We start from the raw sequence: 25,295 nt of genomic DNA, 5'->3' as shown, positions 1-25,295 counted from the left end.
GGCGGCGTGCTGAACCGTCTTGCAGGCGCGCGGGTCTACCCTGTTCCTGACTGGAACAAGGAAGCTGCTCCATGATTGCCAGAGTGCTGGCCTGCATTGTGTTATCCGGGTGCCTGTGCCAGGCGGCGCAAGCGCGCGACTATCGCTACAGTGACGCCCATCTGCATTACGTCGACTTCTTCCAGGAAACCGAAGGCATGCCTGCACTGCTGAAAGCCATGGACGAGGCCGGCGTCGAACACGCGATGATTTCCGGTATCCCGGTGGCGAAGAAATGGCATGAGGATGAACCCAAGCGCCCACGCTATTACGCGGGTGACGACGCTGATGCCTACTGGTTCAGTGCTACCGATATCCATGTAGTGGCAGCGGTGCAGAAGTTGCCGGCCGAGCAACAGAAACGCTTTCATCCATTCCTGTCGGGTTTCAACCCGGTGGACAAGAACGCGGTCAGCCACATCGAGCGCATGCTCGAATTGTACCCGGGGTTCTGGCAGGGCATCGGAGAGGTGTTCACCCGGCATGATGACCTCACTGCACTGACCAGCGGTGACACGCCGAGAGCCAACAACGAAGCGATGACCCGCATCTATCACCTGGCAGCCGAGCGTGACTTGCCGGTGCTGGTGCATTCGAACATCACCTCCAAGCGTGAGCGTAACCCGTTGTACCTGGCGGAGATCGAGGAGCCGCTGCGCAATCACCCACATACGCGTTTCATCTGGGCCCATGCCGGTACCAGTATGGAGATCCATCGTCACCAGACGCAGATGGACTTCATCCTGCCAACGCTTGCGCGCATGCTCGAGGCTTATCCGAATCTGTACATCGACCTGTCGTGGAGTGTACTGAAGCCCTATCTGCTGGATGAGCAGGGCCAGCCCCGCAAGGCGTGGCTGGCGCTGGTCGAGCGTTTCCCCGATCGATTCATGCTGGGTTCGGATGTGGTGGGCAAGTTCGGCAGCGTCGGTGAGCAGATGCACGGATTCGAGCCATTTCTGGATGCGTTGCCTGAGGCCGTGGCGCGCAAGGTGGCGAGGGATAATTTCCTTGCGGTGCTGCCCAGGCAGCGTTGAACTGCCGACCCCTTCTAAGGCAACACAAATGAAAACGCCCCGAACCAGTCGGGGCGTTTTCGTTGTCGCAGCAGCGTCTTACTTGCCAGTCCAGCGCTTGAGTACCAGGGTGGCGTTGGTGCCGCCGAAGCCGAAGCTGTTGCTCATGACCGTGTCGATCTTGGCGTTTTCTTCGGTTTGACGCAGTACCGGCAGGTCGGCGACCTCTGGGTCCAGTTCGTCGATGTTGGCGGAGCCGGCGATGAAGTTGTTTTCCATCATCAGCAAGCAGTAGATCGCCTCGTGCACGCCAGCGGCGCCCAGCGAGTGGCCGGACAGGCTCTTGGTCGAGCTGATCTTGGGTGCCTTGTCGCCGAACACTTCGCGCACGCCTTTCATTTCAGCGACGTCGCCGACCGGCGTCGAGGTGCCGTGGGTGTTCAGGTAGTCGATCGGGGTGTCGACGGTGGACAGCGCCTGCTGCATGCAGCGGATCGCGCCTTCGCCACTTGGGGCAACCATGTCGTAACCATCGGAAGTCGCGCCGTAGCCGACGATTTCCGCGTAGATCTTGGCGCCACGGGCCAGGGCGTGTTCCAGCTCCTCGACCACCACCATGCCGCCACCGCCAGCGATGACAAAGCCATCACGGTCAGCGTCGTAGGCGCGCGAGGCCAGCTCAGGGGTTTCGTTGCGCTTGGTCGACAGGGCGCCCATGGCATCGAACAGGAACGACTGGCTCCAGTGCTCTTCTTCACCGCCGCCGGCGAAGACGATGTCTTGTTTGCCCCACTGGATCTGCTCCAGCGCGGTGCCGATGCAGTGTGCGGAGGTGGCACAGGCCGACGAGATCGAGTAGTTGATGCCCTTGATCTTGAACGGGGTAGCCAGGCACGCCGATACGGTGCTGCCCATGGTACGGGTGACACGGTACGGGCCGACACGCTTGACGCCTTTCTCGCGCAGGGTGTCCAGTGCTTCCATCTGGTTCAGGGTCGAAGCGCCGCCGGAACCTGCAACCAGGCCGGTGCGTGGGCTCGACACCTGCTCTTCGGTCAGGCCTGCGTCCTTGATCGCGTCCTGCATCGCCAGGTAGGCGTAGGCGGCGGCGTGACCAACGAAGCGATAGACCTTGCGGTCGATCAGCTCTTCAAGGTTCAGGTCGATAGAGCCGGAAACCTGGCTACGCAGCCCCATTTCCTTGTATTCCGGGTTGTAACGGATACCCGGACGGCTGTTGCGCAGGTTTTCGGTGACGGTAGCTTTGTCATTGCCCAGGCACGAAACGATGCCCAGACCAGTGATAACGACGCGGCGCATGCGAATAACCCTTAGAAATTGTCAGTGGAGGTGAACACGCCGACCCGCAGGCCTTCGGCGGTGTAGATCTCGCGACCGTCGACGCTGACCGAGCCATCGGCGATGGCCATGTTCAGCTTACCTTTCAGGACGCGCTTGATATGGATGTTGTAGGTGACTTTCTTGGCGGTAGGCAGCACCTGGCCGAAGAACTTCACTTCGCCCGAACCCAGTGCGCGACCGCGGCCCGGCAGGCCCTGCCAGCCGAGGAAAAAGCCAACCAGCTGCCACATGGCGTCGAGGCCCAGGCAGCCCGGCATCACCGGATCGCCTTCGAAGTGGCAGGCGAAGAACCACAGGTCTGGAGTGATATCCAGCTCGGCGACCAATTCACCTTTGCCGAACTTGCCGCCTTCCTCACTGATGTGGGTGATGCGGTCTACCATCAGCATGTTCGGGGCGGGCAGTTGCGCATTACCGGGGCCGAACAGCTCACCGCGACTGCAGCGCAGCAGGTCTTCCCGAGTAAAGGCGTGTTGTTTGGTCATGCGAGCTCCTCAATAACCCCCTGTGGCAGGGGATGAATCTTCCCGGCCGACCCGAAATCCTAGAGAGTCCGGGCGGCAGCCTACAGGTAGACTATTGCGTTGTGGTGAAAGTCACAGCGCACCTGGCAAAAGAAGTACAGGTGTGCACTGAAAGTTTTATTTTCAGGGCCAACGACGGCCCTGTCCAGTCTTTAAGACTGCCGCACTTTATCATTAATCGCCAGTCGCGGCTGTCCGGCCGGGCAACCAGCGCTGCAGAATGCGTTGCAGATCGGTACGTTTGAACGGTTTGCTCAGGTAATCGTTCATTCCTGCAGCCAGGCAGCGTTCACGATCGCCCTGCAGGGCATTGGCGGTCAAGGCGATGATCGGCAGTTGCGCGCCGTGCTGGCGGATGCGGCGTGTGGCTTCGTAGCCGTCCATTTGGGGCAGGCGACAGTCCATCAGGATCGCCGCAAAACTTTGCTGGCCCGCCATTTCCACCGCTTGCGCGCCGTCCAGTGCCACGCTGACCTCGAAGCCCAGGCTGCGCAGCATGGCTTCGATGACGCTCTGGTTGACCGGATTGTCTTCCACCAGCAGGACGCGCTGGCCGTCGCCACCCAGCAGTGCGTCATGCTCGTGCCCGAGCAGGCGCGCTGCAGGCTTGCTCGACAGCATCAAAGGGACTTCCAGGGTGAAGGTCGAACCCATGCCCTCGCGGCTTTCGCCGCGCAACTTGCCGCCCATGCGCTCGGCCAGGGTACGGGCGATGGACAGGCCCAAGCCGGTGCCGCCGTAACGCCTTGAAATAGAACTGTCGGCTTGCTGGAAGGCGACGAACATCGTTTCCAGGCGATCGCTGTCGATGCCGATGCCGGTATCGCGGACCGCGCAGGTCAGCCAGAGCAACTGACGGTCGAGCATTTGCCAGCGGGCCTCGATCTCCACTTCGCCGCGCTCGGTGAACTTCAACGCATTGCCGACCAGGTTCAACAGGATCTGGCGGATGCGTGTCGGATCGCCGATCACTTGCAGGCGGTCCATGCCCGGCGGCAGGTGCAGGCGCAGGGCCAGGTTGCGCTGTTGGGCGCTGTGCTGGAACGATTGCACGCTGCTGGCAATCAGCTCGCCAAGGTTGAAATCGATGTGCTCCAGTTCCAGGCTGGTGCGTTCGATGCGCGAGAAGTCGAGGATGTCGTTGATCACCTTGAGCAGGTGGCCGGTAGACTCGCTGGCCACGGCCGTGTATTCGGCTTGCTCACCGGTCAGCGGGGTAGTTTCCAGCAACTGCAGCATGCCGAGTACGCCGTTCATCGGGGTCCGCAGCTCGTGGCTCATCATCGCCAGGAAGTCGGACTTGGCGCGGTTGGCCTGCTCGGCTTCCTCGCGCGCCTGGGTCAACTGGGCAATGGCCTGGTTCTGCTCGTGGCTGGCCTGGTCCAGGGCGCTGGCAAGGTTGTTGATGTGGCGTGCCAGGTGGCCCAGTTCGCTATCGTCGACCACCGGTAGCGGGGCGTTGAACTCTCCCTGCTGGATGGCCTCGACCGCATGCCCCATGTCACTGATCGGCTTAGACAGGCTCCTGGCCAGGCGCCGGGCGAGAAGAAAGGTGAACAGCAAGGCGAACAGCGCGAGAATGCCGGCCTTGATCACGATCTCCTGCTGGCGTTCGCTGAAGGCGTCGTCGGACATGCCGACGATCACTCGCCCCAGGTAATCGTCGCCAATGCTGGGGGGCGTCTTGCCTTCCTGCAGGAAGTCGTTGTCCAGGCGGATCTGTTGCAGGCGAATGGGCGCCTGGAACACCTCGACGCGCTGGGCGCGGCTGACGCTTTCACCCGACTGCTCGACGTAGACCAGGATGTGGTTTCGGCTGTCCTGCACCTCGAGAAAACGCACGTGAGGGATGCTCAGGGTCGCCCGCATCAAGCTTTCGAGCACCTCGTTGTTGCCTGAGATCACCCCGTATTCGGAGGCTGGCGCCAGTTGGTTGGCGATCAGTTGACCGGTGTGGTTGAGCTCCTGCCGCAAGTCCTGGATACGCACGAAGGTAAAGAAGCTGATCAACAGCAGGGTCAGCAGCAGCGCGGGCCCCAGGCTGATGATCTGGGTGCGTGTGTGGATGTCCCAGCTCAGGCGCTTGGTCATGGGGTGGGTTCTCCTTCGGCCAGGGCCAGGGCGGCGGCGTTCGGATCGATGGGTTCCAGGCCCAGGGCGCGGGCGACCTGCTGGTTGCCGCTGACCCCGTAGTGTTCGGGGTAGAGGCTACGGGGCCAGTGTGCCGGCGGCTGGTCGAGCAAGTCGTCGAGTACCGCCAGCCAGTCGTCCTGGTCGCTGTAGGTGCTCGCCAGGGCGCCAGCGCGAACGAAGCCGGCGTTGGGGCCGATCAGCGCCATCTGTCGGCCATAGCTGCTGAGCAGGACGTTCTTGGCGGTCTTGGAGTTGTACAACTCGGGATCGTCGATTCCCAACAGAACGTCGCTGTTGCCCAGCAGGTGCTGCAACGGGCGGCTGTCACGCAGGTCGGCCCAGTCCTGGGCGACGATCTCCAGACCCAGGCCACGCGCAGCCTGGCGCAGCTCATCGATCAGAAAGCGGCTGCCGGGGCCGTACAGTACGCCAATGCGTCGCGCTTGCGGTAGCAGGTAGCGGGTCAGGCGCAGTTGTCGTGGCAGTGGCGGGTCGCTCCACAGCAGGCTCAGGTAGGAGGGCCGCGACTTTCCCAGGCGCTGTTCGGCCTGCACGCGGCTGACCCGCAGGGCCAGCGCCGCCGGACCTGCGGTTTCGCCCATGCGCCAGTCGAGTGCGGCGTTGTCCAGCAGGATCAAGCGGGTCTCGGGTTTGAGCAACGCTGGGCGGGGCAGTTGCGCCACGGTCTGGAAGCGCACGTGGTCGTGAGGGCGGCGTGCCTCCAGTGCGGTGACGAAGCTGCGCACACCGGGCTGGTCTTCGCCGCCCACCAGCAGGATTTCGCTGGCCGAAAGCGCGCCCATCGGCCACAGGCATAGCAGCAACAGGCGCAGCAAGCGCAGCATCAGAACTCCAGCTCCGCGCTGAAACTCAGGCGATGGCGGCTGTCGTAGCGGTTCTGCTCGATGGTGGTGGGCTGGTCGTCCAGCCGCTGCTGCCACAGCGCGGCGAGCTCCAGCGAGCTGCCATACACCCGCAGGCGCTTGGCCACGCGCAGGTCTATACGCTCGTAGCGGTATTGGTTGAGGGCGTCGTCACCATAATAGAAGAGGGCACTCGACCATCCCTGGCCCCAGTCGCGCATCCAGCCGGCCGAGCCGCTGTTGCGTGCGCTGAGGCGGCGGTCGTCGGGGTTGCTGGCCCAGGCGTCGACGTAGGCATAGGTCAGGCGCAGACGGTCGCGCATGCTCAGGCGCCAGTCCAGTTGTGTCTCGGTGCCGCTGAAGCGGGACTTGTTGGCATTGCTGGCGATGTACTGGTTGTTCTTCAGTGGCTCGCTGATCATCCCGGTGATTTCGTCGTAGAACAGCTTGACGTCCAGGCTCAGGTCGATGTCCGCGAAGTAGCCGTTGTAGCCCAGCTCGCGCGAGCGCATGCGCTCCTGGTCGAGGTTGCCCGGGCCACGGGTCTTGACGAAGTATTCACCGTTCTGCAAACCCAGCGCGTTGGGCGTGAGGTTCTTGACCGTGTAGCTCCAGTTGACGTTGTTCTCGAACATGTCCGGCGAACGCACGGCCTCGGAGTACACCGCACGCAGGCCGTGGCGCGGGGTGATCAGGTAGTTGACCGCGACGCGCGGAGTCAGCGAGCTGCCGGACAACTCGCTGTCCTCGAACATGGCCCCGCCCTGGAGGATCCAGTGTTCGTCGGCGCGCCATTCGAGCTGTCCGAACAAGCGCCAGGTGCGGTCGTCGAGGCTGCCGTTGAAGTAGGTCTGCGAGTCGGCACGGTCATAGCGGTAGTTGAAGCCGCTGAGCAGGCGCAGGGTGTCGGTGAGGCTCAGGGTATCCTGGATTTCCAGGTCGTAGCGGGTTTCGCGGGTGCTCTGGTCGACATCACCGCAGACTTCACGGTTACCGCCGTTGTCCCACTGGCTCTTGATCTGGTTGCGCAGGCTCTGCAATACCGGGTCGTTGTTGTTGGGCGGGTTGTTGGCGTTGCGCGCCACTTGTTCGGCGTAGTCTGGATTGAGTTGCCACAGCCGGGTCAACTCGGGGCTGAAGGCCAGCGTCGCATCGCAGGCACGCCATACCTGCTGGCGGTCGAACTGCTGCGCCGAGCCCTGTACGTACAGGCTGTGCTCGGGGCTGAAGTCGATGTTCCAGCGCACCGAGCCCGCGTAATCCTTGGCGTTGAGGTCGGCGTTGTCGCCACGCCCGGTGATGAAGGGGAACACCGGGGTATAGGTATAGGGGCGTTGGTTGCTGCCTTCCTTGGCCGCCAGTTGCCATTCGAGGGTCTGGTCGGGCGCCAGGGTGTGGCTGGCGCTGAGGTTGAAGCGGGTCAGCCGGCGGCTGTCGCGGTAGTCCTGGCCGTACTGGTTCTTGTCGAAGCCATCGTCCTGCATGCCGGACATCGACAGGCGCAGATCGCCGCCTTCCCAGCCAAAGCCCTGGCTGGCATAGAAATCGTTGATGCCATCCTGGCCCTGGGTGATCTTCAGTCGCGTGCCGTGGCTGTCGGCGGGGCTGCGGGTGAGGATGTTGACCACGGCCATCAGAGCGTTGGCGCCATAGCTGACGGTATTGGGGCCGCGGAACACTTCGATGCGTTCGATATCCTCGATCGCCAGCGGGATGTCGCTCCAGTCCACGGTGGCGAGGCCTGCGCGGTACACCGAACGGCCGTCGATCAGCACCTGCATGCGCCGGGCGTCGTTGACGTTGCTGCCATGGTAGTTGACGGTCGGCTGGTTACCGGCGCCGTAGCCGATCATCATGCCGGGCACCAGGCGCAAGAGCTCGGGGATGTCTCGTGCACCGCTGGCGCGGATCAGTTCGCTGTCGAGCACGGTCATGCTGCCGGGCACTGCCGCCGGGGATTGTTTCAGGCGTGTGGCGGTCAGAACCTGCGGCAGGTCCTGGTTGTCGATGAACAGGTCATCGGCCATGGCCGAACCCCCGAGCAGGGCGGTCAGCAACAGCAGGCGAGGGGCAGGAGGCGTGCCTGGGAACACGTGACGGCCTTGTGTGCGGGATAAACCAGGCATGGTAACCGACCGTGGGGGTTTTTCCAGTGATCTGCGCTGGATTTGCCATCCTCTTTCGGATAAATGCCCTCTGGCGTGGCATGCGTCCGCGCGCCGTGCCGGCGGCTTTGCCTGTGAAGAGGCCGGTGCTGACACTGGTTCTGTAGCAGACGAGCCGTATAATGCCCGCGTCGCCACTCAACTTAATGGCTTTAACGGATTGAATATGACTGAACAGCAACCTGTTGCAGTTCTGGGAGGCGGGAGCTTCGGTACCGCCGTGGCGAACCTGCTGGCGGAAAACGGCAATCCGGTGCGTCAATGGATGCGCGACCCGGAGCAGGCCGAGGCCATGCGCGCCAACCGCGAGAATCCTCGTTACCTCAAAGGCATTCGCCTGCATGACGGCGTCGAGCCGGTCAATGACCTGCTGGCGACCCTGCAATCGAGCGACCTGGTGTTCGTCGCGCTGCCGTCGAGCGCCTTGCGCAGCGTACTCGCGCCACATGCCGAGCTGCTGCGCGGCAAGTGCCTGGTCAGCCTGACCAAGGGCATCGAGGCGCAGACCTTCAAGCTGATGAGCCAGATTCTCGAAGAGATCGCCCCCCAGGCGCGTATCGGCGTGCTGTCCGGGCCGAACCTGGCCCGTGAGATCGCCGAGCATGCCTTGACCGCCACTGTGGTTGCCAGTGAGGACGAGGCGCTGTGCCAGCGCGTGCAGGATGTCCTGCACGGGCGCACCTTCCGCGTCTATGCCAGCGCCGACCGCTTCGGTGTGGAGCTTGGGGGCGCGCTGAAGAACGTCTACGCGATCATCGCCGGCATGGCCGTGGCGCTGGAGATGGGCGAGAACACCAAGAGCATGCTGATCACCCGGGCGCTGGCCGAAATGACCCGCTTCGCCGTGAGCCAGGGCGCCAACCCCATGACCTTCCTGGGGCTGGCAGGGGTGGGTGACCTGATCGTCACCTGCTCCTCGCCCAAGAGCCGCAATTACCAGGTCGGACATGCCCTGGGGCAGGGGTTGAGCCTGGAAGAGGCAGTCAGCCGCCTGGGCGAAGTGGCCGAAGGGGTGAATACCTTGAAAGTGCTCAAGGCCAAGGCTCAGGAAGTGCAGGTCTACATGCCGCTGGTGGCCGGGCTGCACGCGATTCTGTTCGAGGGGCGAACCCTGGCCCAGGTGATCGAGCACCTGATGCGTGCCGAGCCCAAGACCGACGTCGATTTCATTTCCACCAGCGGTTTCAACTGAGCCGTCAGCGGCTCCAAATCAGAGCAAGGAGCGACACATGAACGATACGCCCGAGCGCGCCCAGCGCGAGTCGATCATCCTGCGGGTGCTGTGGATGCTGGTGTTCCTGGTGGTCTGGCAACTGGCCGAGCTGCTGCTTGGCGGGCTGGTGCTGGTGCAACTGATCTACCGCCTGGTGTATGGCGCGCCGAGTGCCAGCCTGATGAACTTCGGCGACAGCCTCAGCCAGTATCTGGCGCAGATCGGTCGCTTCGGCACCTTCCACACCGACCAGAAACCCTGGCCGTTCGCCGACTGGCCGACGGCCCGTGCGCCTGAGGGCGAAGCGCCCCACGCAGTGGCTCCGGCGCCGCACCCGGTGCGTGATGAGGAGCCAAAACTGTGAAGCTGTGGATCCTGCGCCATGGCGAGGCAGAGCCACGGGCCAACACCGACGCTGAACGCCGCCTGACCGCCAATGGTCGTGAGCAGGTGCTGCACAGCGCCGCACGGCTGCTTGGCCAGCCACTGCAGGCGATCGTCGCCAGCCCTTATGTGCGCGCGCAGCAGACCGCCGCCCTCGTGCACGACACCCTTGGTTTCGCCGAACCGGTGCGCACCGTGCCGTGGTTGACCCCTGAGAGTGACGTCCGGCAGGTGATCGGCGAAATCGAGCGTCTGGGGCTGGAACATGTGCTGCTGGTCAGTCACCAGCCGCTGGTGGGGGCGTTGGTGGGAATGCTGGAGCATGGGCATCTGCAGCAGCCAGCGCCGATGAGCACTGCGAGCCTGGCCGAGCTGGAAGGGGATTGGCCGCTGGCGGGTTTGCTTACGCTGCGTGGGCTTCACGCCTCGGCCTGATACCAGGCACGCATCTGCACGCACGTCGCCGAGCACCGCCGGCCGCATGCGTTGTTTCGCCTCGACGGCCCTCCATGACCTGATAGCCCTTGCCGATGACCTTTCAGAACGTTGCCGCCAACCGGCAGGTTGCTGACAATGGGCTATCACTCTCCAGTCGGACCAGGCGGTCATGTCGCAGCAGATCTTCTTCGCCCATGCCAACGGTTTCCCCTCAGCCACCTACGGCAAGCTGTTCGCGGCCCTGGCCCCGGACTACCAGGTCTGTCACCTGGAGCAGCATGCCCACGACCCGCGCTTTCCAGTGGATGACAACTGGCAGAACCTGGTCGACGAACTGCTGCACCATCTGGCGCAGCAGGCGGCACCGGTCTGGGGTGTCGGTCATTCCCTCGGTGGTGTGCTGCACCTGCACGCCGCCCTGCGCCGACCCGAGCTCTACCGCGGTGTGGTGATGCTCGATTCGCCGGTGCTGACCCGCGCCGACCAGTGGCTGATCCGCACCGCCAAGCGCTTCGGTTTCATCGATCGCATCACGCCAGCCGGGCGAACCGAAGGACGGCGCGAGGCGTTTCCTGATCGCGACAGCGCGCGCAGTTATTTCGCCAGCAAGACGCTGTTCCGCCAGTTCGATCCCGATTGCCTCGAAGCCTATCTCGAGCACGGGTTGCAAACGGTGGAGGAGGGCGTGCGTCTGCGCTTCGACCCCAGCACCGAGATGCGCATCTACCGCAGCATTCCCCATGTCAGCCCGGCCCCTGCGCGTCAACTGCAGGTGCCACTGGCCATGGTGCGTGGCGATCGCAGTCGGGTGATCCGCAAGCACCACGCCATGGCGGTACGTGCGATGCCGCAGGGGGAGTATCACAGCGTTCCGGGCGGGCACATGTTTCCACTGGAGCGGCCCACCGATACTGCCAGCCTGATCAAGGGCCTGTTCGATCGCTGGAGCCAGGCATGAGTGCGCAGGTCGAGGAGATTCGCCTGAGCCTGGGGCATATCGAACTGGCCGCACACCTGTTCGGTCCTGCCGACGGCCTGCCGGTGATCGCTCTGCACGGCTGGCTCGACAACGCCAACAGCTTCGCCCATCTGGCCCCGCGCCTGAAAGGCCTGCGCATTGTCGCGCTCGACCTGGCCGGGCACGGCTATTCACAGCATCGTCCGGCCGGGGCGAGCTACAACCTGGCCGATTATGCCCATGACGTGCTGCGGGTAGCCGAGCAACTGGGCTGGGAGCGCTTTGGCCTGCTCGGGCATTCGCTGGGGGCGATCATCTCGGTGCAGCTGGCGGGCGCGCTGCCTGAACGGATCAGCCATCTGGCGTTGATCGATGGCGTCATCCCGCCTACGGTCGCCGAGCAGGATGCCGCCGAGCGCCTGGGTATGGCACTGCAGGCGCAACTGCGCCTGGAAGGCAAGCGCAAGTCGGTGTACCCGAGCCTGGAAGAGGGCGTGCAGGCGCGGATGAAGGGCATGGTCGCAGTCAGCCGCGAAGCTGCCGAGCTGCTCGCCCAGCGTGGGCTCATGCCGGTGCCTGGCGGTTACAGTTGGCGCAGCGACAGTCGCCTGACCTTGCCGTCGCCCGTGCGCCTGAACGAGGCGCAAGCCATGGCCTTTGTGCGCCGGGTGAACTGCCCGACCTGCCTGGTGATCGCCGAGGACGGCATGCTGGCGCGCCACACAACTCTGCTGGAGCAGCTACCCTTCGAGCAGGTGGCCTTGCCCGGTGGTCATCATCTGCACTTGAACGATGCGCAGGGCGCGGCCCTTGTCGCAGACTGTTTCAATCGCTTCTTTGGCTTTGCTTGACTTGCACTGGACAAGTGTCGAGGCTTGGCGGGTTGAACAGGGAGACAACCATACATGCCAGACATTCACGATCTTCGCCACGGCGCCCGACGCCGCAAGGACGGCCGATGAGCGCGCCGTTCCTCGTTCGCAGTGCCATCGCCGCCTGCCTCACACTCGCCAGCCCGCTGCTGTGGGCCGGGAGCCTGCCGGTGCCGGCCGATGCCAAGGTGGTCGACCAGCGTCCGGTCGTGGAGGGGGAGAGGGTCTACCCCATGGGCCCGGTACGCAAGATCAGCGGTCGCCTGCGCGTCGAGGGCAAGGTCGAGAGCCGTGGCCAGGTCAGCTCGGTCACCTACGAACTGCCGGTGGAGCGCACTGCCCGCGAGGCCTTTACCAGCGCACGTGAGGCGCTGCAGCGCGACGGTGGCTATCCGCTGTTCTGGTGCCAGGGCCGTGACTGCGGCGAGGCCAGCATCTGGGCCAACGATGTGTTCAACAACGCCCGTCTCAATGGTGGCGACGAGCAGCAGGCCTTCATTCTTTTGCGCCGCTCGGCCGAAGAGGCCGACACGCTGGTCGCCCTGTACAGCGTCACTCGCGGCAATCGCCGCGCCTACCTGCATGTCGAGGAATTCGTCGCTGACAGCCCGCTGGGCGAAGTGCTGCCGACACCCGCCACGGTGCTGCGTGAGATGCGCGATACCGGCAAGCTCGACTACCCTGACCTGAGCGCACCACAGCCTGCGTGGGTTTCGCTGCTGGCCCGCAGCCTGAACCTGGACAGCACCCTGCGTGCCAGCCTCAGCGGCCAGGCGGCCGAAGCCTGGCGCGAGCAACTGGTCAAGGCCGGTGTACGCAGTGCCCGTCTCGAAGTGGGTACGGCGCCTACCGATGGCCTGCATCTGGAACTGATTCGTTGAACGAGGGCCATCATGGCCAACAATGACCGTCTGCTGGTCCAGATTCTGTTGCTGGCGCTGTTGGGCGCCGCCTTGTGGGTCATGGCGCCGTTCATCTCGGCGCTACTCTGGGGGGCGATTCTGGCCTTTGCCAGCTGGCCGCTGATGCGCTTGTTGACGCGCCTGCTGGGTGGGCGCGAAACCCTCGCGGCCAGCATCCTCACGACGGTGTGGATCCTGGTGGTCGCCCTGCCGCTGGTGTGGCTGGGCTTCAACCTGGCCGACCATGTGCGTGACGCCACCAACTTCGTGCGTGACGTGCAGTTGGAGGGTTTGCCGGATGCGCCGGAGTGGGTGCGTGGCATTCCCTTCATCGGCGAGCGCCTGGTCAACTGGTGGGAGTCCCTCGACCAGCAGGGTGCGGCTCTGATCGCCTCGGCCAAACCGTACCTCGGCCAGGTCGGCAATTGGTTCCTGGCGCGTAGCGCCCAGATCGGCAGCGGCGTGCTGGAGCTCACGCTCAGTATCGTCTTCGTGTTCTTCTTCTACCGCGACGGCCCACGCCTGGCCGCGTTCGTGCAACGCTTGCTGCAGCGCCTGGTGGGAGAGCGCGCCGAGTACTACATCGACCTGGTGGCCGGTACCGTACAGCGGGTGGTCAACGGTGTGATCGGTACCGCCGCAGCGCAAGGGCTGCTGGCGCTGATCGGCTTCATGATCGCCGGCGTGCCCGGTGCGATCGTGCTGGGCCTGGTGACCTTCATGCTCAGCCTGATCCCGATGGGGCCGCCACTGGCCTGGATTCCTGCTACCGGCTGGCTGGTGTGGAAGGGCGAGTACGGGATGGCGGTGTTCCTCGGGATATGGGGCACCTTCATCATCAGCGGCGTGGATAACGTGCTCAAGCCGTATCTGATCAGCCGAGGCGGCAACCTGCCGCTGGTGATCGTGCTGCTCGGCGTGTTTGGCGGGTTGATCGCGTTTGGCTTCATCGGCCTGTTCATCGGGCCGACCCTGCTTGCCGTCGGCTACAGCCTGCTGCTGGACTGGAGCCGGCATTCGGGGCAGGTTCAGCGCTGACCTGCAGCGTTCTCTTCGCGGGCAAGCCCGCTCCTACAGGCACCGCGATCTGCTGTAGGAGATTCTGTCTTGCTCAAAATTTAAAGACCAGCCCAATCCCTGTGGGAGCCGGCTTGCCCGCGAAAAGGCCGGTATTGATGATCCAGAAACCAAACTTTACGCATTCTTTATTCCCATCCCGCCCCCCCGATCTCGTCCCTTTACGCCCCCCGCCCCGACAATTCCCCCAAAGCGGCCGACGCCGCAAGACGGGGAGATCCACCGATGAACATGCTCGACGGAGTGTCACTGCTGCTGGCAGTGGCGTTGGCCATTTACCTGCTGGTTGCGCTGCTGCGCGCCGATCGCAGCTAGGGAGCGGCCATGCACAGCTACGACTTCGCATTGCTGCTGGCGTTTCTGGCCCTTGTGCTGCTACCAGCACCCTGGCTTGGGCGGTTCTACTACAAGGTCATGGAGGGTCAGCGTACCTGGCTGTCGCCGATCCTCGGCCCGGTAGAGCAGGGTTGCTACCGGTTGTCCGGGGTGCGCGCCGAGCAGGAGCAGAACTGGAAGCAATACACCCTGGCGCTGCTGGCCTTCAACCTGGTGGGCTTCCTGGTGCTGTTCGCCGTGCTCCTGCTGCAGGGCTCGCTGCCGCTCAACCCGCAGCATCTGCCGGGCCAGGAATGGTCGCTGGCATTCAACACCGCTGTCAGCTTCATGACCAACACCAACTGGCAGGCCTACAGCGGTGAGGCCTCGCTCAGCTACTTGAGCCAGATGATCGGCCTGACCGTGCAGAACTTCGTCAGCGCTGCCACCGGCCTTGCCGTGCTGGTCGCCCTGTGCCGTGGTATCGGCCGGCGCTCCACTCACAACCTGGGTAACTTCTGGGTCGACATGACCCGTGCCACCCTCTATGGCCTGCTGCCACTGTGCATCGTGCTGGCGTTGCTGCTGGTGTGGCAGGGTGTGCCACAGACCTTCGCCGACTACGCCCATGCCGTCACCCTGCAAGGTGCCGACCAGAGGCTCCCGCTGGGCCCTGCGGCCAGCCAGATCGCGATCAAGCAACTGGGCACCAACGGCGGCGGCTTCTTCGGCGTCAACTCGGCGCATCCGTTCGAGAACCCGACAGCCTGGAGCAACCTGCTCGAGGTGGCTTCGATCATTCTGATTCCGGTGGCACTGGTGTTCACCTTCGGCCACTACGTCAAGGACCTGCGTCAGAGCCGGGCGATCCTGGCCTGCATGTTGGGCCTGTTCCTGATCGGCGGTGCGGTCGGCCTGTGGGCCGAGTACCAGCCCAACCCGGCCCTGGACAGCGCTCAGGTGCAGCAAAGCGCGCCGATGGAAGGCAAGGAAAGCCGCTTCGGCACCACCGCGAGCGTGCTGTGGGCCGTGACGACGACCTCCGCCTCCAACGGCTCGGTCAACGCCATGCACGACAGCCTCAATCCGCTGACAGGCATGGTGGCGATGGTCAACATGATGGTCGGCGAGGTGATCTTCGGCGGCGTCGGTGCGGGCCTCTACGGCATGCTGCTGTTCGTGCTGATCGCGGTATTCCTGGCCGGGTTGATGATCGGTCGCACACCGGAATACCTGGGCAAGAAGTTGCAGGCCCGTGAAGTGCAACTGTTGGTGGCGACGCTGCTGGTGATGCCGGTTGGCGTGCTGGTGCTCGGCGCCATCGCCGCCAGCCTGCCGGGGTCGGCAGGTGCGGTGAGCAATCCGGGGCCGCATGGCTTCAGCCAGCTGCTGTATGCCTACACCTCCGGCACCGCCAACAACGGCTCGGCTTTCGGCGGCTTCAGTGCCAACACGGTGTTCCACAACCTGATGATCGGCCTGGCCATGCTGATCGGGCGCTTCGGCTACATCCTGCCAGTGCTGGCCCTTGCAGGCAGCCTGGCCGCCAAGAAAAGCGCGCCGCAGGGCCAGAACAGCTTCCCCACCCATGGCCCGCTGTTCGCCGGCCTGCTGTTGGTGACCATCCTGCTGGTCGGTGGACTGACCTTCCTGCCGACCCTGGCCCTGGGGCCGATCGCCGAACAGCTGAGCCTGGGTTTCTGAGGATCCGAACATGAACATGCCCATTTCTGAAGTGAAAGCTACCCGCGCCGTCGACCAGACCCGCTTCGCCGCGCTCTGGCGCCTGGCCCTGGTGCAGGCCTTCGTCAAGCTCGATCCGCGCCAGCTCAAGCGCTCGCCGGTAATGCTGGTGGTCGCCCTGACGGCTGTGCTGACCACGGTCCTGTGCCTGGTGCCCGGCAGCGGTGTGAGCACCGGCGTGGCGGTGCAGATCGCCCTGTGGCTGTGGTTCACCGTACTCTTTGCCAATTTTGCCGAAGCCTTGGCGGAAGGCCGGGGCAAGGCCCGTGCCGATAGCCTCAAGGCCGGCAGCCAGGGCCTGACCGCTCAGCGCCGTCTGGCCAATGGCAGCTTCGAAACCGTCGCTGCCACCGCATTGCGCAAGGACGATGTGGTGCGCGTGGTGGCCGGTGAGCTGATCCCGGGTGATGGCGAGGTGCTCGAAGGCATCGCCGCCGTCAACGAGGCGGCGATCACCGGCGAGTCTGCGCCGGTGATCCGCGAATCCGGTGGTGATCGTTCGGCCGTGACCGGCAATACCCGGCTGGTTTCCGACTGGTTGCTGATACGCATCACCAGCAACCCCGGTGAGTCGACCCTGGACCGCATGATCGCCCTGGTCGAAGGCGCCAAGCGCCAGAAGACCCCCAACGAGATTGCCCTGGATATCCTGCTGATCGGCCTGACCCTGATTTTCCTGATCGTGGTGGTGACCTTGCAGCCGTTCGCCCATTTCGTGGGCGGTAGCCTGCCGCTGATCTTCCTCGCCGCGTTACTGGTGACGCTGATCCCGACGACCATTGGTGGCCTGCTGTCGGCCATCGGTATCGCGGGTATGGATCGCCTGGTGCGCCTTAACGTCATCGCCCGCTCCGGGCGTGCGGTGGAGGCTGCGGGCGACGTGCACACGTTGATGCTCGACAAGACCGGCACCATCACCTTCGGCAACCGCCGCTGCAGTGCCCTGCACGCCGCGCCCGGTGTTACCGCCAAAGAACTGGGGGAGGGAGCCTTGCTTGCCTCGCTGGCCGACGACACGGCCGAGGGCAAGTCCATCGTCGACTACCTGCGCCAGTTGCACGACTTCGACGAACCGGCTGCCGCGCAGTACAGCGCCATCGCCTTCAGCGCCGAGACGCGCCTTTCGGGTATCGACTTCGGGCAGCGTCACTACCGCAAGGGCGCGGTGGACGCGGTGCTGGCGTTCGTCGGCCTGCAACGCCTGGAAATGCCGGCTTCGCTGGCCCGTGAAGTCGAACGCATCGCCCAGAGCGGCGGCACCCCCTTGCTGGTATGCGTCGACCGCCACCTGCTGGGGGTGATTCACCTCAAGGACGTGGTCAAGCCCGGTATCCGTGAGCGTTTCGCCGAGTTGCGCAAACTGGGTATCCGCACCGTGATGGTGACCGGCGACAATCCGCTGACCGCTGCGGCCATCGCCGCCGAGGCCGGTGTCGATGACGTGCTTGCCGAGGCCACCCCTGAGAAGAAGCTGGCGCGCATTCGCCAGGAGCAGAATGACGGCCGCCTGGTCGCCATGTGCGGTGACGGTGCCAACGATGCCCCGGCCTTGGCCCAGGCGGATGTCGGCATGGCCATGAACGACGGTACCCAGGCGGCGCGCGAGGCGGCCAACATGGTCGACCTGGACAGCGATCCGACCAAGCTGCTGGATGTGGTCCAGGTCGGCAAGGAACTGCTGGTGACCCGTGGTGCACTGACCACGTTCTCCATCGCCAACGACGTGGCCAAGTACTTCGCCATCCTGCCTGCGCTGTTCGCTTCGATCTACCCTCAACTGGGTGTGCTCAACCTGATGCGCCTGAGCAGCCCGCAAAGCGCGATCCTTTCGGCGATCGTCTTCAACGCGCTGATCATCATCGTGCTGATCCCCCTGGCCTTGCGCGGTGTGCGCGTGCAGGCGGCAAGTGCCGCGCACCTGCTGCGGCGCAATCTGCTGATCTACGGCGTAGGCGGCATCCTCGTGCCGTTCGCCGGGATCAAGCTGATCGACATGCTGCTCACTGCACTGCACCTGGTCTGAAGGAGAGACGAACATGAGCACCTACGTACGCCCGGCCGTGAGCCTGGTCCTGCTGATGACCCTGGTCACCGGCGCGTTGTACCCGCTGGCGGTGACCGGTATCGCCCAGGTCGCCTTCCCCGAACAGGCCAATGGCAGCCTGGTGCGCGATGAGCAGGGGCAGGTTCGCGGCTCGGCGTTGATCGCCCAGGAATTCAAGGGCGACGGCTGGTTCCAGTCGCGCCCTTCGGCCGGCGCCTTCGCGACGGTGTCCAGCAGCGCGAGCAACCTGGCACCGAGCAATCCGGCGCTGGCGGAGCGGGTCAAGAGTGATGCCGCCGCCCTGTACCAGCCTGAGCTTGGGCCGGTGCCGCAGGCCCTGTTGACCACCTCCGGCAGCGGACTCGACCCGCAATTGCCGCCCGAGGCGATCGCCTACCAGTTGCCGCGCGTTGCGGCGGCGCGGCAGATCCCCATCGAGCGCTTGCAAGCGCTGGTGGATGAGGCCACTCTGCGGCCATTGGTCGGCCCGCCGGTGGTCAATGTGTTGGCGTTGAACCATGCGTTGGAGCGGTTGGCGCCTGTTACTGATCGCTGATAATCCAGACCGTGTCGCGGCCATCGCGGGGCAAGCCCGCTCCCCCAGGTTCACCGGCGTTCACAAGAACGGCGCAGGACCTGTGGCTTGCCCCATGATGGCCTGCGAAGCAGGCCCCTGGCCCCCTTACCAAAGGATCAAGCATGAGTGATTCCGCCCGCGCCGATGCGCTGTTGGCGAGCCTGCCCCGCAACGGTCGCGGCAGGCTTAAAGTATTTCTGGGCGCAGCTCCCGGCGTGGGCAAGACGTTCGCCATGCTCCAGGCCGCCCATGCCCAGCAGCGCCAGGGGGTAAAGGTGCTGGCGGCGGTGGTGGAGACCCATGGCCGGGCCGAAACCGAGGCGCTGCTCGGTGGCTTGGCGCAGCAGCCCTTGCTGCGCAGCGAGTACCGCGGCGTCATCCTGGAAGAAATGGACCTCGATGGCCTGCTCAAGGCTTCACCACCGCTGGCGCTGGTCGACGAGCTGGCTCATACCAACGCCCCGGGCAGCCGTCACGCCAAGCGCTGGCAGGATGTTCAGGAACTGCTCGCTGCCGGTATCGATGTGTATACCACGGTCAATGTCCAGCACTTGGAAAGCCTCAACGACAAGGTTCGCGACATCACGGGCGTTCAGGTGCGCGAAACCCTGCCCGACTGGGTGCTGCAGGAAGCCTTCGAGCTGGTGCTGATCGACCTGCCGCCACGTGAACTGCTCGAGCGCTTGCGCGAAGGCAAGGTCTACGTGCCTGAGCAGGCACGGGCAGCGATCGATGCGTTCTTCTCCCAGACCAACCTCACCGCCTTGCGCGAACTGGCCATGCAGACCGCTGCAGCCCAGGTCGATGCCGACCTTGCCCATGGCTACCGCCAGCGCGGCGAGCAGGCGCCGACCTTGCGAGGGCGCCTGCTGGTCGGGATCGATGGCGATGAGCGGGCCGAGCGTCTGGTGCGCCATGCCAGCCGCGTCGCCCAGCGTCGGCATTTGCCGTGGAGTCTGGTGCATGTCGACAACGGCAAGCTGCGTGACGAGGGCGCTCGTCAGCGCCTGCAGGCCGCGCAGCAACTGGCCGAGCGCCTGGGCGGCGAAGTCGTGGTGCTCAGGGCCGGGGAGGTGGCGCGCACGCTCATCCAGCATGCGCTGGAACGACGGGCGAGCCTGGTGCTGGTCGGCCAGTCCCGCGACCGTCTGCGCCGCCGCGTGCTCGGTGCGGGCGTCGCTGCACGCTTGCTGCGCGACAGCCGGGGGTTGGAGATCAATGTGCTCGACCGCGACGCTCAACCTGTACCGACACGGGCGGTGGTCAATCGAGTGTGGGTCTGGCGCCACTATTGGCTGGCGCTGCTGGCCACCATGCTGGCTGCAGGTCTGGCCTGGGCCGTGTCCAGCGTGCTGGCGTTGCCGAACATTTCGCTGGTGTTCCTCGCCGCGGTGCTGCTGGTCGCGGTGCGCAGCAGCCTGGGGCCTGCGCTGGCCTGTGCGGCGCTGTCGTTCCTGACCTACGACTTCCTGTTCATCCCGCCGAGCTTTTCGTTCAGCATCCAGCGCGAAGAGGATGTGCTGACCCTGGTGTTCTTCCTGCTCATGGCGGCCCTGACCGGCAATCTCGCCGCTCGTCAGCGCCGTCAGTTGCAGGCGCTGCGCGAAACCCAGGGCGAGACCCGGCAACTGCTCGACCTGTCGCGTCGCCTGACCGTGGCCACGGATCGCCAGGCGGTTTTCAGTGCCGCCGGGCAGCACCTGAACGATTGGCAGGGCATCCAGATCTGTCTGCTCGAGCGCGATGCCGAAGGCTTGTTGCAGGTGGCCAGCGGCGGGCCGCAGGTCTTTACCGATAACGAGCGCGCCGCTGCCGAATGGGCCTGGCAACATGGCCAGGCAGCAGGGCATGGCAGCGATACCTTGCCCCATGGCCGCTGGTGGTGGTGGCCGCTGGCGGTCGACGAGACTCCCTTGGCCTTGCTGGGTGTGCAGCCGGCCTCGGGCGAGCCGTTGAGCGCACAGCGCCGTCGCTTGCTGACGGCGCTGGCCGAGCCGCTGGCCCAGGCTCTGGCCCGCGCGCGCCTGGGCGAGCAGCTCGAAGCCGCGCGCCTGCATGGCGAAACCGAGCAGTTGCGCAGCGCCTTGCTTGCCTCGGTGTCCCATGATCTGCGCACCCCGCTGACCGCCATGCGCGGTAGCATCGACAGCTTGCTGGCACTGGGTGATGCGATCCCTCCGGACGATCGCCGTGAGCTGCTCGAAGGGACACGCAACGAAGCCGAGCGCCTGGATCGTTACATCCAGAACCTGCTCGACATGACCCGGCTGGGCCATGGCGGCTTGAAGCTTGCGCGTGACTGGGTGTCGCCCGGCGATATCGTTGGCAGCGCTCTGAACCGTCTGCGCGCGGTGCTGGCACCGTTGCGCGTAGACACCGAGGTACCTGCAGAGCTGCCCCTGCTGTTCGTGCATGCAGCGCTGATCGAGCAGGCGCTGGTCAACGTACTGGAGAATGCCGCACGTTTCTCGCCGGTCAATGGTCGCCTGGCGCTGCGGGTGGAGGTGCAGGACGAGCACCTGTGCTTCGCGGTCGCGGATCAGGGCCCGGGCATTCCGGTGGCCGAGCGCGAGAAGATCTTCGACATGTTCTACACCGCTGCCCGCGGCGACCGCGGCGGGCAGGGCACAGGCCTGGGGCTTGCGATCTGCCAGGGCATGATCGGCGCCCATGGCGGCAACATACTGGTCGGCGAGGGCATCGATGGCCAGGGCACCTGCATCACTCTATGCTTGCCGTTGCCTCTTCAACCCGACAGCGACAGTGAAGCCCCATGAGCCAAGCCGCCACCCTTCTGGTCATCGACGACGAACCGCAGATCCGCAAGTTCCTGCGCATCAGCCTCGTGTCCCAGGGCTACAAGGTGATCGAGGCTGCGACCGGCGGCGAAGGCCTGGCTCAGGCGGCGCTGAGCAAGCCTGATCTGGTGGTGCTCGATCTCGGCTTGCCGGATATGGACGGCCAGCAGGTGTTGCGCGAACTGCGCGAGTGGAGCGCCGTGCCGGTGATGGTGCTGTCGGTGCGAGCCAGCGAGGTGCAGAAGGTCGATGCGCTGGATGGCGGTGCCAACGACTACGTGACCAAGCCGTTCGGTATCCAGGAGTTCCTTGCCCGGGTGCGCGCGCTGTTGCGGCACAAACCCCAGGCGGGCTCCGGGCAAGCGGCCAGTGCCAGCTTCGGTGCGCTGGTGGTCGACTTCGCCTATCGCAAGGTCACGCTCGACGGCGTCGAGGTGGCACTGACACGCAAGGAGTACGCGCTGCTGGCGCAACTGGCCGGGCATCCGGGGCGGGTGATCACCCAACAGCAACTGCTCAAGGATATCTGGGGCCCGACCCATGTCGACGACACCCACTACCTGCGCATCGTGGTGGGGCATCTGCGGCACAAGCTGGGCGACGATCCGACCGCTCCGCGGTACATCATCACCGAGGCGGGTGTGGGCTATCGGTTGGTGGCGCCGCCATCGGTCTGAAGGCTGCGGGCGGTCCGTCAGGCTCCAGCCCATCGCGCGATATAAGCCCGGTCAATGGTGGCAGACGTTTCGCACCTTACCCTCTAGATTTCGTCAGGCGTGCTGGAAGCCCTGAATAACGATAACGAGGGACCCGACCATGACCACCGCCCCCCAAGCGTCCAACGCCTGGCGCATCTTGTTCCTGCTGTTTCTGGCCAACCTGTTCAACTTCTTCGACCGCACCATACCCGCGATCATCATCGAACCGATCCGCCTGGAATGGCACCTGAGCGACTTCCAGATCGGCCTGATCGGCACCGCCTTCACCTTGGTATACGCCATCGCTGGCCTGCCGCTAGCGCGCATGGCCGATACCGGCTCGCGGGCCAAGCTGATGGGCTGGGGCCTGGCGGCCTGGAGCGGGCTGACGGCGGTCAACGGCATGGTCGGCAGCTTCTGGAGTTTTCTGCTGGTGCGCATGGGCGTGGGCATCGGTGAAGCCAGCTATGCGCCGGCCGCCAACTCGCTGATCGGCGATCTGTTCCCGGCCGAGCGACGGTCGCGGGCGATGGGCATCTTCATGCTTGGCCTGCCGCTAGGCCTGTTGCTGGCGTTCTTCACCATCGGCGCCATGGTCCAGGCGTTTGGCAGCTGGCGTGCGCCGTTCTTCATCGCTGCGGTACCCGGCCTGGTGTTGGCGCTGTTCATCTTCCTGATCCGCGAACCTGCCCGGGGCGCTGCGGAAACCGTTGCCATCTCCCTCGCGCCGATCGATCGCCCGCTGCGTCGGGTGCTGAGCGTGCCCACGTTCGCCTGGCTGGTACTGGCGGGGCTGACCTTCAACTTCGCTTCCTATGCCTGCAACTCGTTCATGGTGCCGATGCTGCAGCGCTACTTCGCCTTGCCCTTGCACGATGCGGCCGTGGCAACGGGGATGATCGTCGGTCTGAGCGGCCTGGTGGGGCTCACGCTAGGGGGCTGGGTGGCCGACAAGGTGCACCAGCGTTTTGCCAATGGGCGTCTGTTGTTCGCCGCGCTGAGCATGTTGGTGGCCACTCTCGCCACCGCCTGGGCACTGCATGCCGGGCGTATCGAGCTGGGGCTGTTCGTCGCGGTGTTCGGCGTCGGCTGGCTGTTCTCGTACAACTTCTATACCTGCGTGTACACGGCGATTCAGGATGTGGTGCAACCGCGCCTGCGTGCTACCGCCATGGCCCTGTACTTCGCCGGGCTGTACCTGCTCGGCGGCGGCCTGGGGCCGGTGGTGGTCGGCGGGCTGTCGGATCATTTTGCCGTGTCGGCCATGGAGGCGGCGGGACAGCTGGTGATGAGCGAGGCGTTCAAGGCCCAGGGGCTGCATGACGCGATGTACCTGATCCCGGTGGCGCTGCTGCTGACCCTGGTGTTTCTGCTGGCGGCGTCGCGTTGCTTTGTGCGTGATGCGCAGAAGATGCGCGAGGGGATGGTGCTCGAAGGCGAGGCAGTGACTGCCCGCGCCGCCGAAGCCTGAGCGCTAGCCGACTTGAGCCTGCTCACTCCTATCAGGGCTGAGCAGGCTCTTGGGTTTTGAACGAGTTAGTCGCTCTTTGTCATTGCACAAAGGGATCAACTGTTCGCCGTCTCCAGAAACGCCGCCTCCAGCAACTGACGCGTATACGGATGCTGCGGCGCATGGAAGATCTCCTGCGCATCGCCTTGCTCCACCACGTGCCCGTGCTTGATCACCATCAATTGGTGACTCAACGCCTTGACCACCGCCAGGTCATGGCTGATGAACAGGTACGTCAGGTTGTACTTCAACTGCAGGTTGCGCAGCAGCTCCACGACCTGGCGCTGTACGGTGCGGTCCAGCGCCGAGGTCGGTTCGTCCAGCAGGATCAATGCCGGCTTCAAAACCAGTGCCCGGGCGATCGCGATCCGCTGTCGCTGCCCGCCAGAGAACTCGTGCGGATACCGGTGCCGTGTGCGCGGGTCCAGCCCCACTTCCTCCAGCGCCGCAACGATCGCGGCTTCCTGCTCGGCGGGGGTGCCGATCTTGTGAATCCGCAAGCCCTCGCCAACGATATCGGCCACGCACATGCGCGGGCTCAGGCTGCCGAACGGGTCCTGGAACACCACCTGCATTTCGCGGCGCAGCGGCCGCACTTCCTGCTGCTTCAGCCCTTCCAGCGACTGCCCGTGGAAGCGAATCCCACCCTGGCTTGCGATCAAGCGCAGGATCGCCAGCCCCAATGTCGATTTGCCCGATCCGCTCTCACCAACGATCCCCAGGGTTTGCCCCTGCGGGAGGCTGAAATTGATCCCGTCGACGGCTTTCACATGATCGACAGTGCGGCGCAGCAGGCCCTTCTTGATCGGGAACCACACCTTCAGGTCGTTGACTTCCAGCAGCGGCTTGCCGATCGCGTTCGTCGCCGGGCCACCGCTGGGTTCGGCATTGATCAGCATCTGCGTATAGGGGTGCTGCGGGGCCTTGAACAGTGTCTCGCAGTCGGCCTGTTCGACGATCTTGCCGCACTGCATCACGCACACGCGGTGGGCGATACGCCGCACCAGGTTGAGGTCGTGGCTGATCAGCAGCAGCGCCATGCCCAGGCGCGCCTGCAGGGACTTGAGCAAATCGAGAATCTTGAGCTGCACGGTGACGTCGAGCGCGGTGGTGGGCTCGTCGGCGATCAGCAGTTCGGGTTCGTTGGCCAGGGCCATGGCGATCATCACGCGCTGGCGCTGGCCGCCGGAGAGCTCATGGGGCAGGGCCTTGAGGCGCTTCTTCGGGTCGGGGATGCCGACCAGTTCGAGCAGCTCCAGGGTGCGCGCGGTGGCCTGCTTGCCGGTGAGGCCTTTGTGCAGCAGGAGGATCTCGTTGATCTGCTTCTCGATGCAATGCAGTGGGTTCAGCGAGGTCATCGGCTCCTGGAAAATCATCGCGATGCGATTGCCGCGGATGCGCTGCATGGGCTTCTCGCCCAGGTGCAGGAGGTCCTTGCCGTCGTAGTGGATGGTGCCGCTGGGGTGGCGTGCAAGCGGGTAGGGCAGCAGGCGCAGGATCGAGTGGGCGGTGACTGATTTGCCTGAGCCGCTCTCGCCGACCAGGGCGAGGGTCTCGCCCTTGCGGATGTCGAAACTGATGCCATCGACGACGCGGTTGACCTGCTCGCCGGTGACGAACTCCACCGCCAGGTCGCGCACTTCGATCAGGGTGTCTTGGCTCAT

Annotated in this window: 21 protein-coding genes; 15 read left to right on the top strand and 6 right to left on the bottom strand. The window is 64.7% G+C overall.

The genetic code is table 11. The features are described from left to right. Window positions 1–71: 71 nt before the first annotated feature. Entirely contained in the window at window positions 72–1,076 is a 1,005-nt protein-coding gene (locus ACNFHO_RS04690; RefSeq protein WP_416765464.1) for an amidohydrolase family protein, read from the top strand. A gap of 78 nt (window positions 1,077–1,154) precedes the next feature. Here the strand turns inward: ACNFHO_RS04690 and fabB are convergent, their stop codons facing one another. The 5 genes from fabB to ACNFHO_RS04665 form a co-directional block, all read right to left on the bottom strand. Beyond that, window positions 1,155–2,375, bottom strand: a complete 1,221-nt coding sequence (gene fabB / locus ACNFHO_RS04685) for a beta-ketoacyl-ACP synthase I (protein ID WP_054894239.1) — start codon at window positions 2,373–2,375, stop codon at window positions 1,155–1,157. An 11-nt stretch (window positions 2,376–2,386) separates the two neighbouring features. Then, complete coding sequence (gene fabA, locus ACNFHO_RS04680) at window positions 2,387–2,902, bottom strand: 3-hydroxyacyl-[acyl-carrier-protein] dehydratase FabA (RefSeq protein WP_054894238.1); 516 nt, start codon at window positions 2,900–2,902, stop codon at window positions 2,387–2,389. 213 nt (window positions 2,903–3,115) lie between these two features. Then, the gene (locus tag ACNFHO_RS04675; protein ID WP_416765461.1) at window positions 3,116–5,032 is read right to left on the bottom strand and encodes a response regulator; all 1,917 of its coding nucleotides are present in this window, start codon (window positions 5,030–5,032) and stop codon (window positions 3,116–3,118) included. Continuing rightward, window positions 5,029–5,919 (bottom strand): ABC transporter substrate-binding protein, encoded by an 891-nt coding sequence (locus tag ACNFHO_RS04670; RefSeq protein ID WP_416765459.1) that lies wholly within the window; start codon window positions 5,917–5,919, stop codon window positions 5,029–5,031. Before ACNFHO_RS04670 ends, ACNFHO_RS04675 begins: the two co-directional genes overlap by 4 nt. Continuing rightward, the gene (locus ACNFHO_RS04665) at window positions 5,919–8,030 is read right to left on the bottom strand and encodes a TonB-dependent receptor plug domain-containing protein (protein WP_153774979.1); all 2,112 of its coding nucleotides are present in this window, start codon (window positions 8,028–8,030) and stop codon (window positions 5,919–5,921) included. The genes ACNFHO_RS04670 and ACNFHO_RS04665 overlap by 1 nt, the downstream gene beginning before the upstream one ends. A 238-nt stretch (window positions 8,031–8,268) precedes the next feature. On the opposite strand from ACNFHO_RS04665, the gene ACNFHO_RS04660 reads away from it, so the two are divergent. The 14 genes from ACNFHO_RS04660 (at window position 8,269) to ACNFHO_RS04595 (ending at window position 23,592) form a co-directional block, all read left to right on the top strand. Then, complete coding sequence (locus ACNFHO_RS04660) at window positions 8,269–9,294, top strand: NAD(P)H-dependent glycerol-3-phosphate dehydrogenase (RefSeq protein WP_112898747.1); 1,026 nt, start codon at window positions 8,269–8,271, stop codon at window positions 9,292–9,294. Between the two features lie 37 nt (window positions 9,295–9,331). Continuing rightward, window positions 9,332–9,679, top strand: coding sequence for a DUF4389 domain-containing protein (locus ACNFHO_RS04655; protein ID WP_065861945.1), 348 nt, complete (start codon window positions 9,332–9,334; stop codon window positions 9,677–9,679). Then, window positions 9,676–10,134, top strand: coding sequence for a phosphohistidine phosphatase SixA (gene sixA / locus ACNFHO_RS04650; protein WP_416765457.1), 459 nt, complete (start codon window positions 9,676–9,678; stop codon window positions 10,132–10,134). Before ACNFHO_RS04655 ends, sixA begins: the two co-directional genes overlap by 4 nt. Window positions 10,135–10,306: 172 nt before the next feature. Beyond that, window positions 10,307–11,095, top strand: coding sequence for an alpha/beta fold hydrolase (locus ACNFHO_RS04645; RefSeq protein ID WP_125929386.1), 789 nt, complete (start codon window positions 10,307–10,309; stop codon window positions 11,093–11,095). Continuing rightward, on the top strand, window positions 11,092–11,946 hold the full coding sequence (locus ACNFHO_RS04640) for an alpha/beta fold hydrolase (protein ID WP_416765455.1): 855 nt from the start codon (window positions 11,092–11,094) through the stop codon (window positions 11,944–11,946). The genes ACNFHO_RS04645 and ACNFHO_RS04640 overlap by 4 nt, the downstream gene beginning before the upstream one ends. Before the next feature lie 107 nt (window positions 11,947–12,053). Continuing rightward, complete coding sequence (locus ACNFHO_RS04635) at window positions 12,054–12,848, top strand: DUF4892 domain-containing protein (protein ID WP_063545571.1); 795 nt, start codon at window positions 12,054–12,056, stop codon at window positions 12,846–12,848. A gap of 12 nt (window positions 12,849–12,860) precedes the next feature. Continuing rightward, a complete protein-coding gene (locus ACNFHO_RS04630) occupies window positions 12,861–13,907 on the top strand; it encodes an AI-2E family transporter (protein ID WP_200602834.1) in 1,047 nt (348 codons plus the stop codon). Window positions 13,908–14,171: 264 nt separating this feature from the next. Beyond that, window positions 14,172–14,261 (top strand): K(+)-transporting ATPase subunit F, encoded by a 90-nt coding sequence (gene kdpF / locus ACNFHO_RS04625; RefSeq protein ID WP_063545570.1) that lies wholly within the window; start codon window positions 14,172–14,174, stop codon window positions 14,259–14,261. A gap of 9 nt (window positions 14,262–14,270) precedes the next feature. Beyond that, entirely contained in the window at window positions 14,271–15,965 is a 1,695-nt protein-coding gene (kdpA, locus tag ACNFHO_RS04620; protein ID WP_416765453.1) for a potassium-transporting ATPase subunit KdpA, read from the top strand. Window positions 15,966–15,975: 10 nt separating this feature from the next. After that, complete coding sequence (gene kdpB, locus ACNFHO_RS04615) at window positions 15,976–18,027, top strand: potassium-transporting ATPase subunit KdpB (protein ID WP_416765451.1); 2,052 nt, start codon at window positions 15,976–15,978, stop codon at window positions 18,025–18,027. Window positions 18,028–18,040: 13 nt separating this feature from the next. Further along, window positions 18,041–18,604: a potassium-transporting ATPase subunit KdpC gene (gene kdpC, locus ACNFHO_RS04610; RefSeq protein WP_416765450.1), complete on the top strand. Its 564-nt coding sequence runs from the start codon at window positions 18,041–18,043 to the stop codon at window positions 18,602–18,604. A 143-nt stretch (window positions 18,605–18,747) separates the two neighbouring features. Next, window positions 18,748–21,402: a DUF4118 domain-containing protein gene (locus tag ACNFHO_RS04605; RefSeq protein ID WP_416765449.1), complete on the top strand. Its 2,655-nt coding sequence runs from the start codon at window positions 18,748–18,750 to the stop codon at window positions 21,400–21,402. After that, entirely contained in the window at window positions 21,399–22,100 is a 702-nt protein-coding gene (locus ACNFHO_RS04600) for a response regulator (protein ID WP_054894352.1), read from the top strand. Before ACNFHO_RS04605 ends, ACNFHO_RS04600 begins: the two co-directional genes overlap by 4 nt. Before the next feature lie 139 nt (window positions 22,101–22,239). Further along, window positions 22,240–23,592, top strand: a complete 1,353-nt coding sequence (locus tag ACNFHO_RS04595; RefSeq protein WP_416765448.1) for a spinster family MFS transporter — start codon at window positions 22,240–22,242, stop codon at window positions 23,590–23,592. 95 nt (window positions 23,593–23,687) lie between these two features. Here the strand turns inward: ACNFHO_RS04595 and ACNFHO_RS04590 are convergent, their stop codons facing one another. Then, window positions 23,688–25,295, bottom strand: coding sequence for an ABC transporter ATP-binding protein (locus ACNFHO_RS04590; RefSeq protein WP_416765447.1), 1,608 nt, complete (start codon window positions 25,293–25,295; stop codon window positions 23,688–23,690).

It is taken from the genome of Pseudomonas sp. NY15374 (assembly GCF_048068255.1).
Taxonomy (GTDB): Bacteria; Pseudomonadota; Gammaproteobacteria; order Pseudomonadales; family Pseudomonadaceae; genus Aquipseudomonas; species Aquipseudomonas machongensis.
The sequence above is the reverse complement of the archived record's forward strand: the minus strand, read 5'-3'. Positions and strand labels throughout refer to the sequence as shown.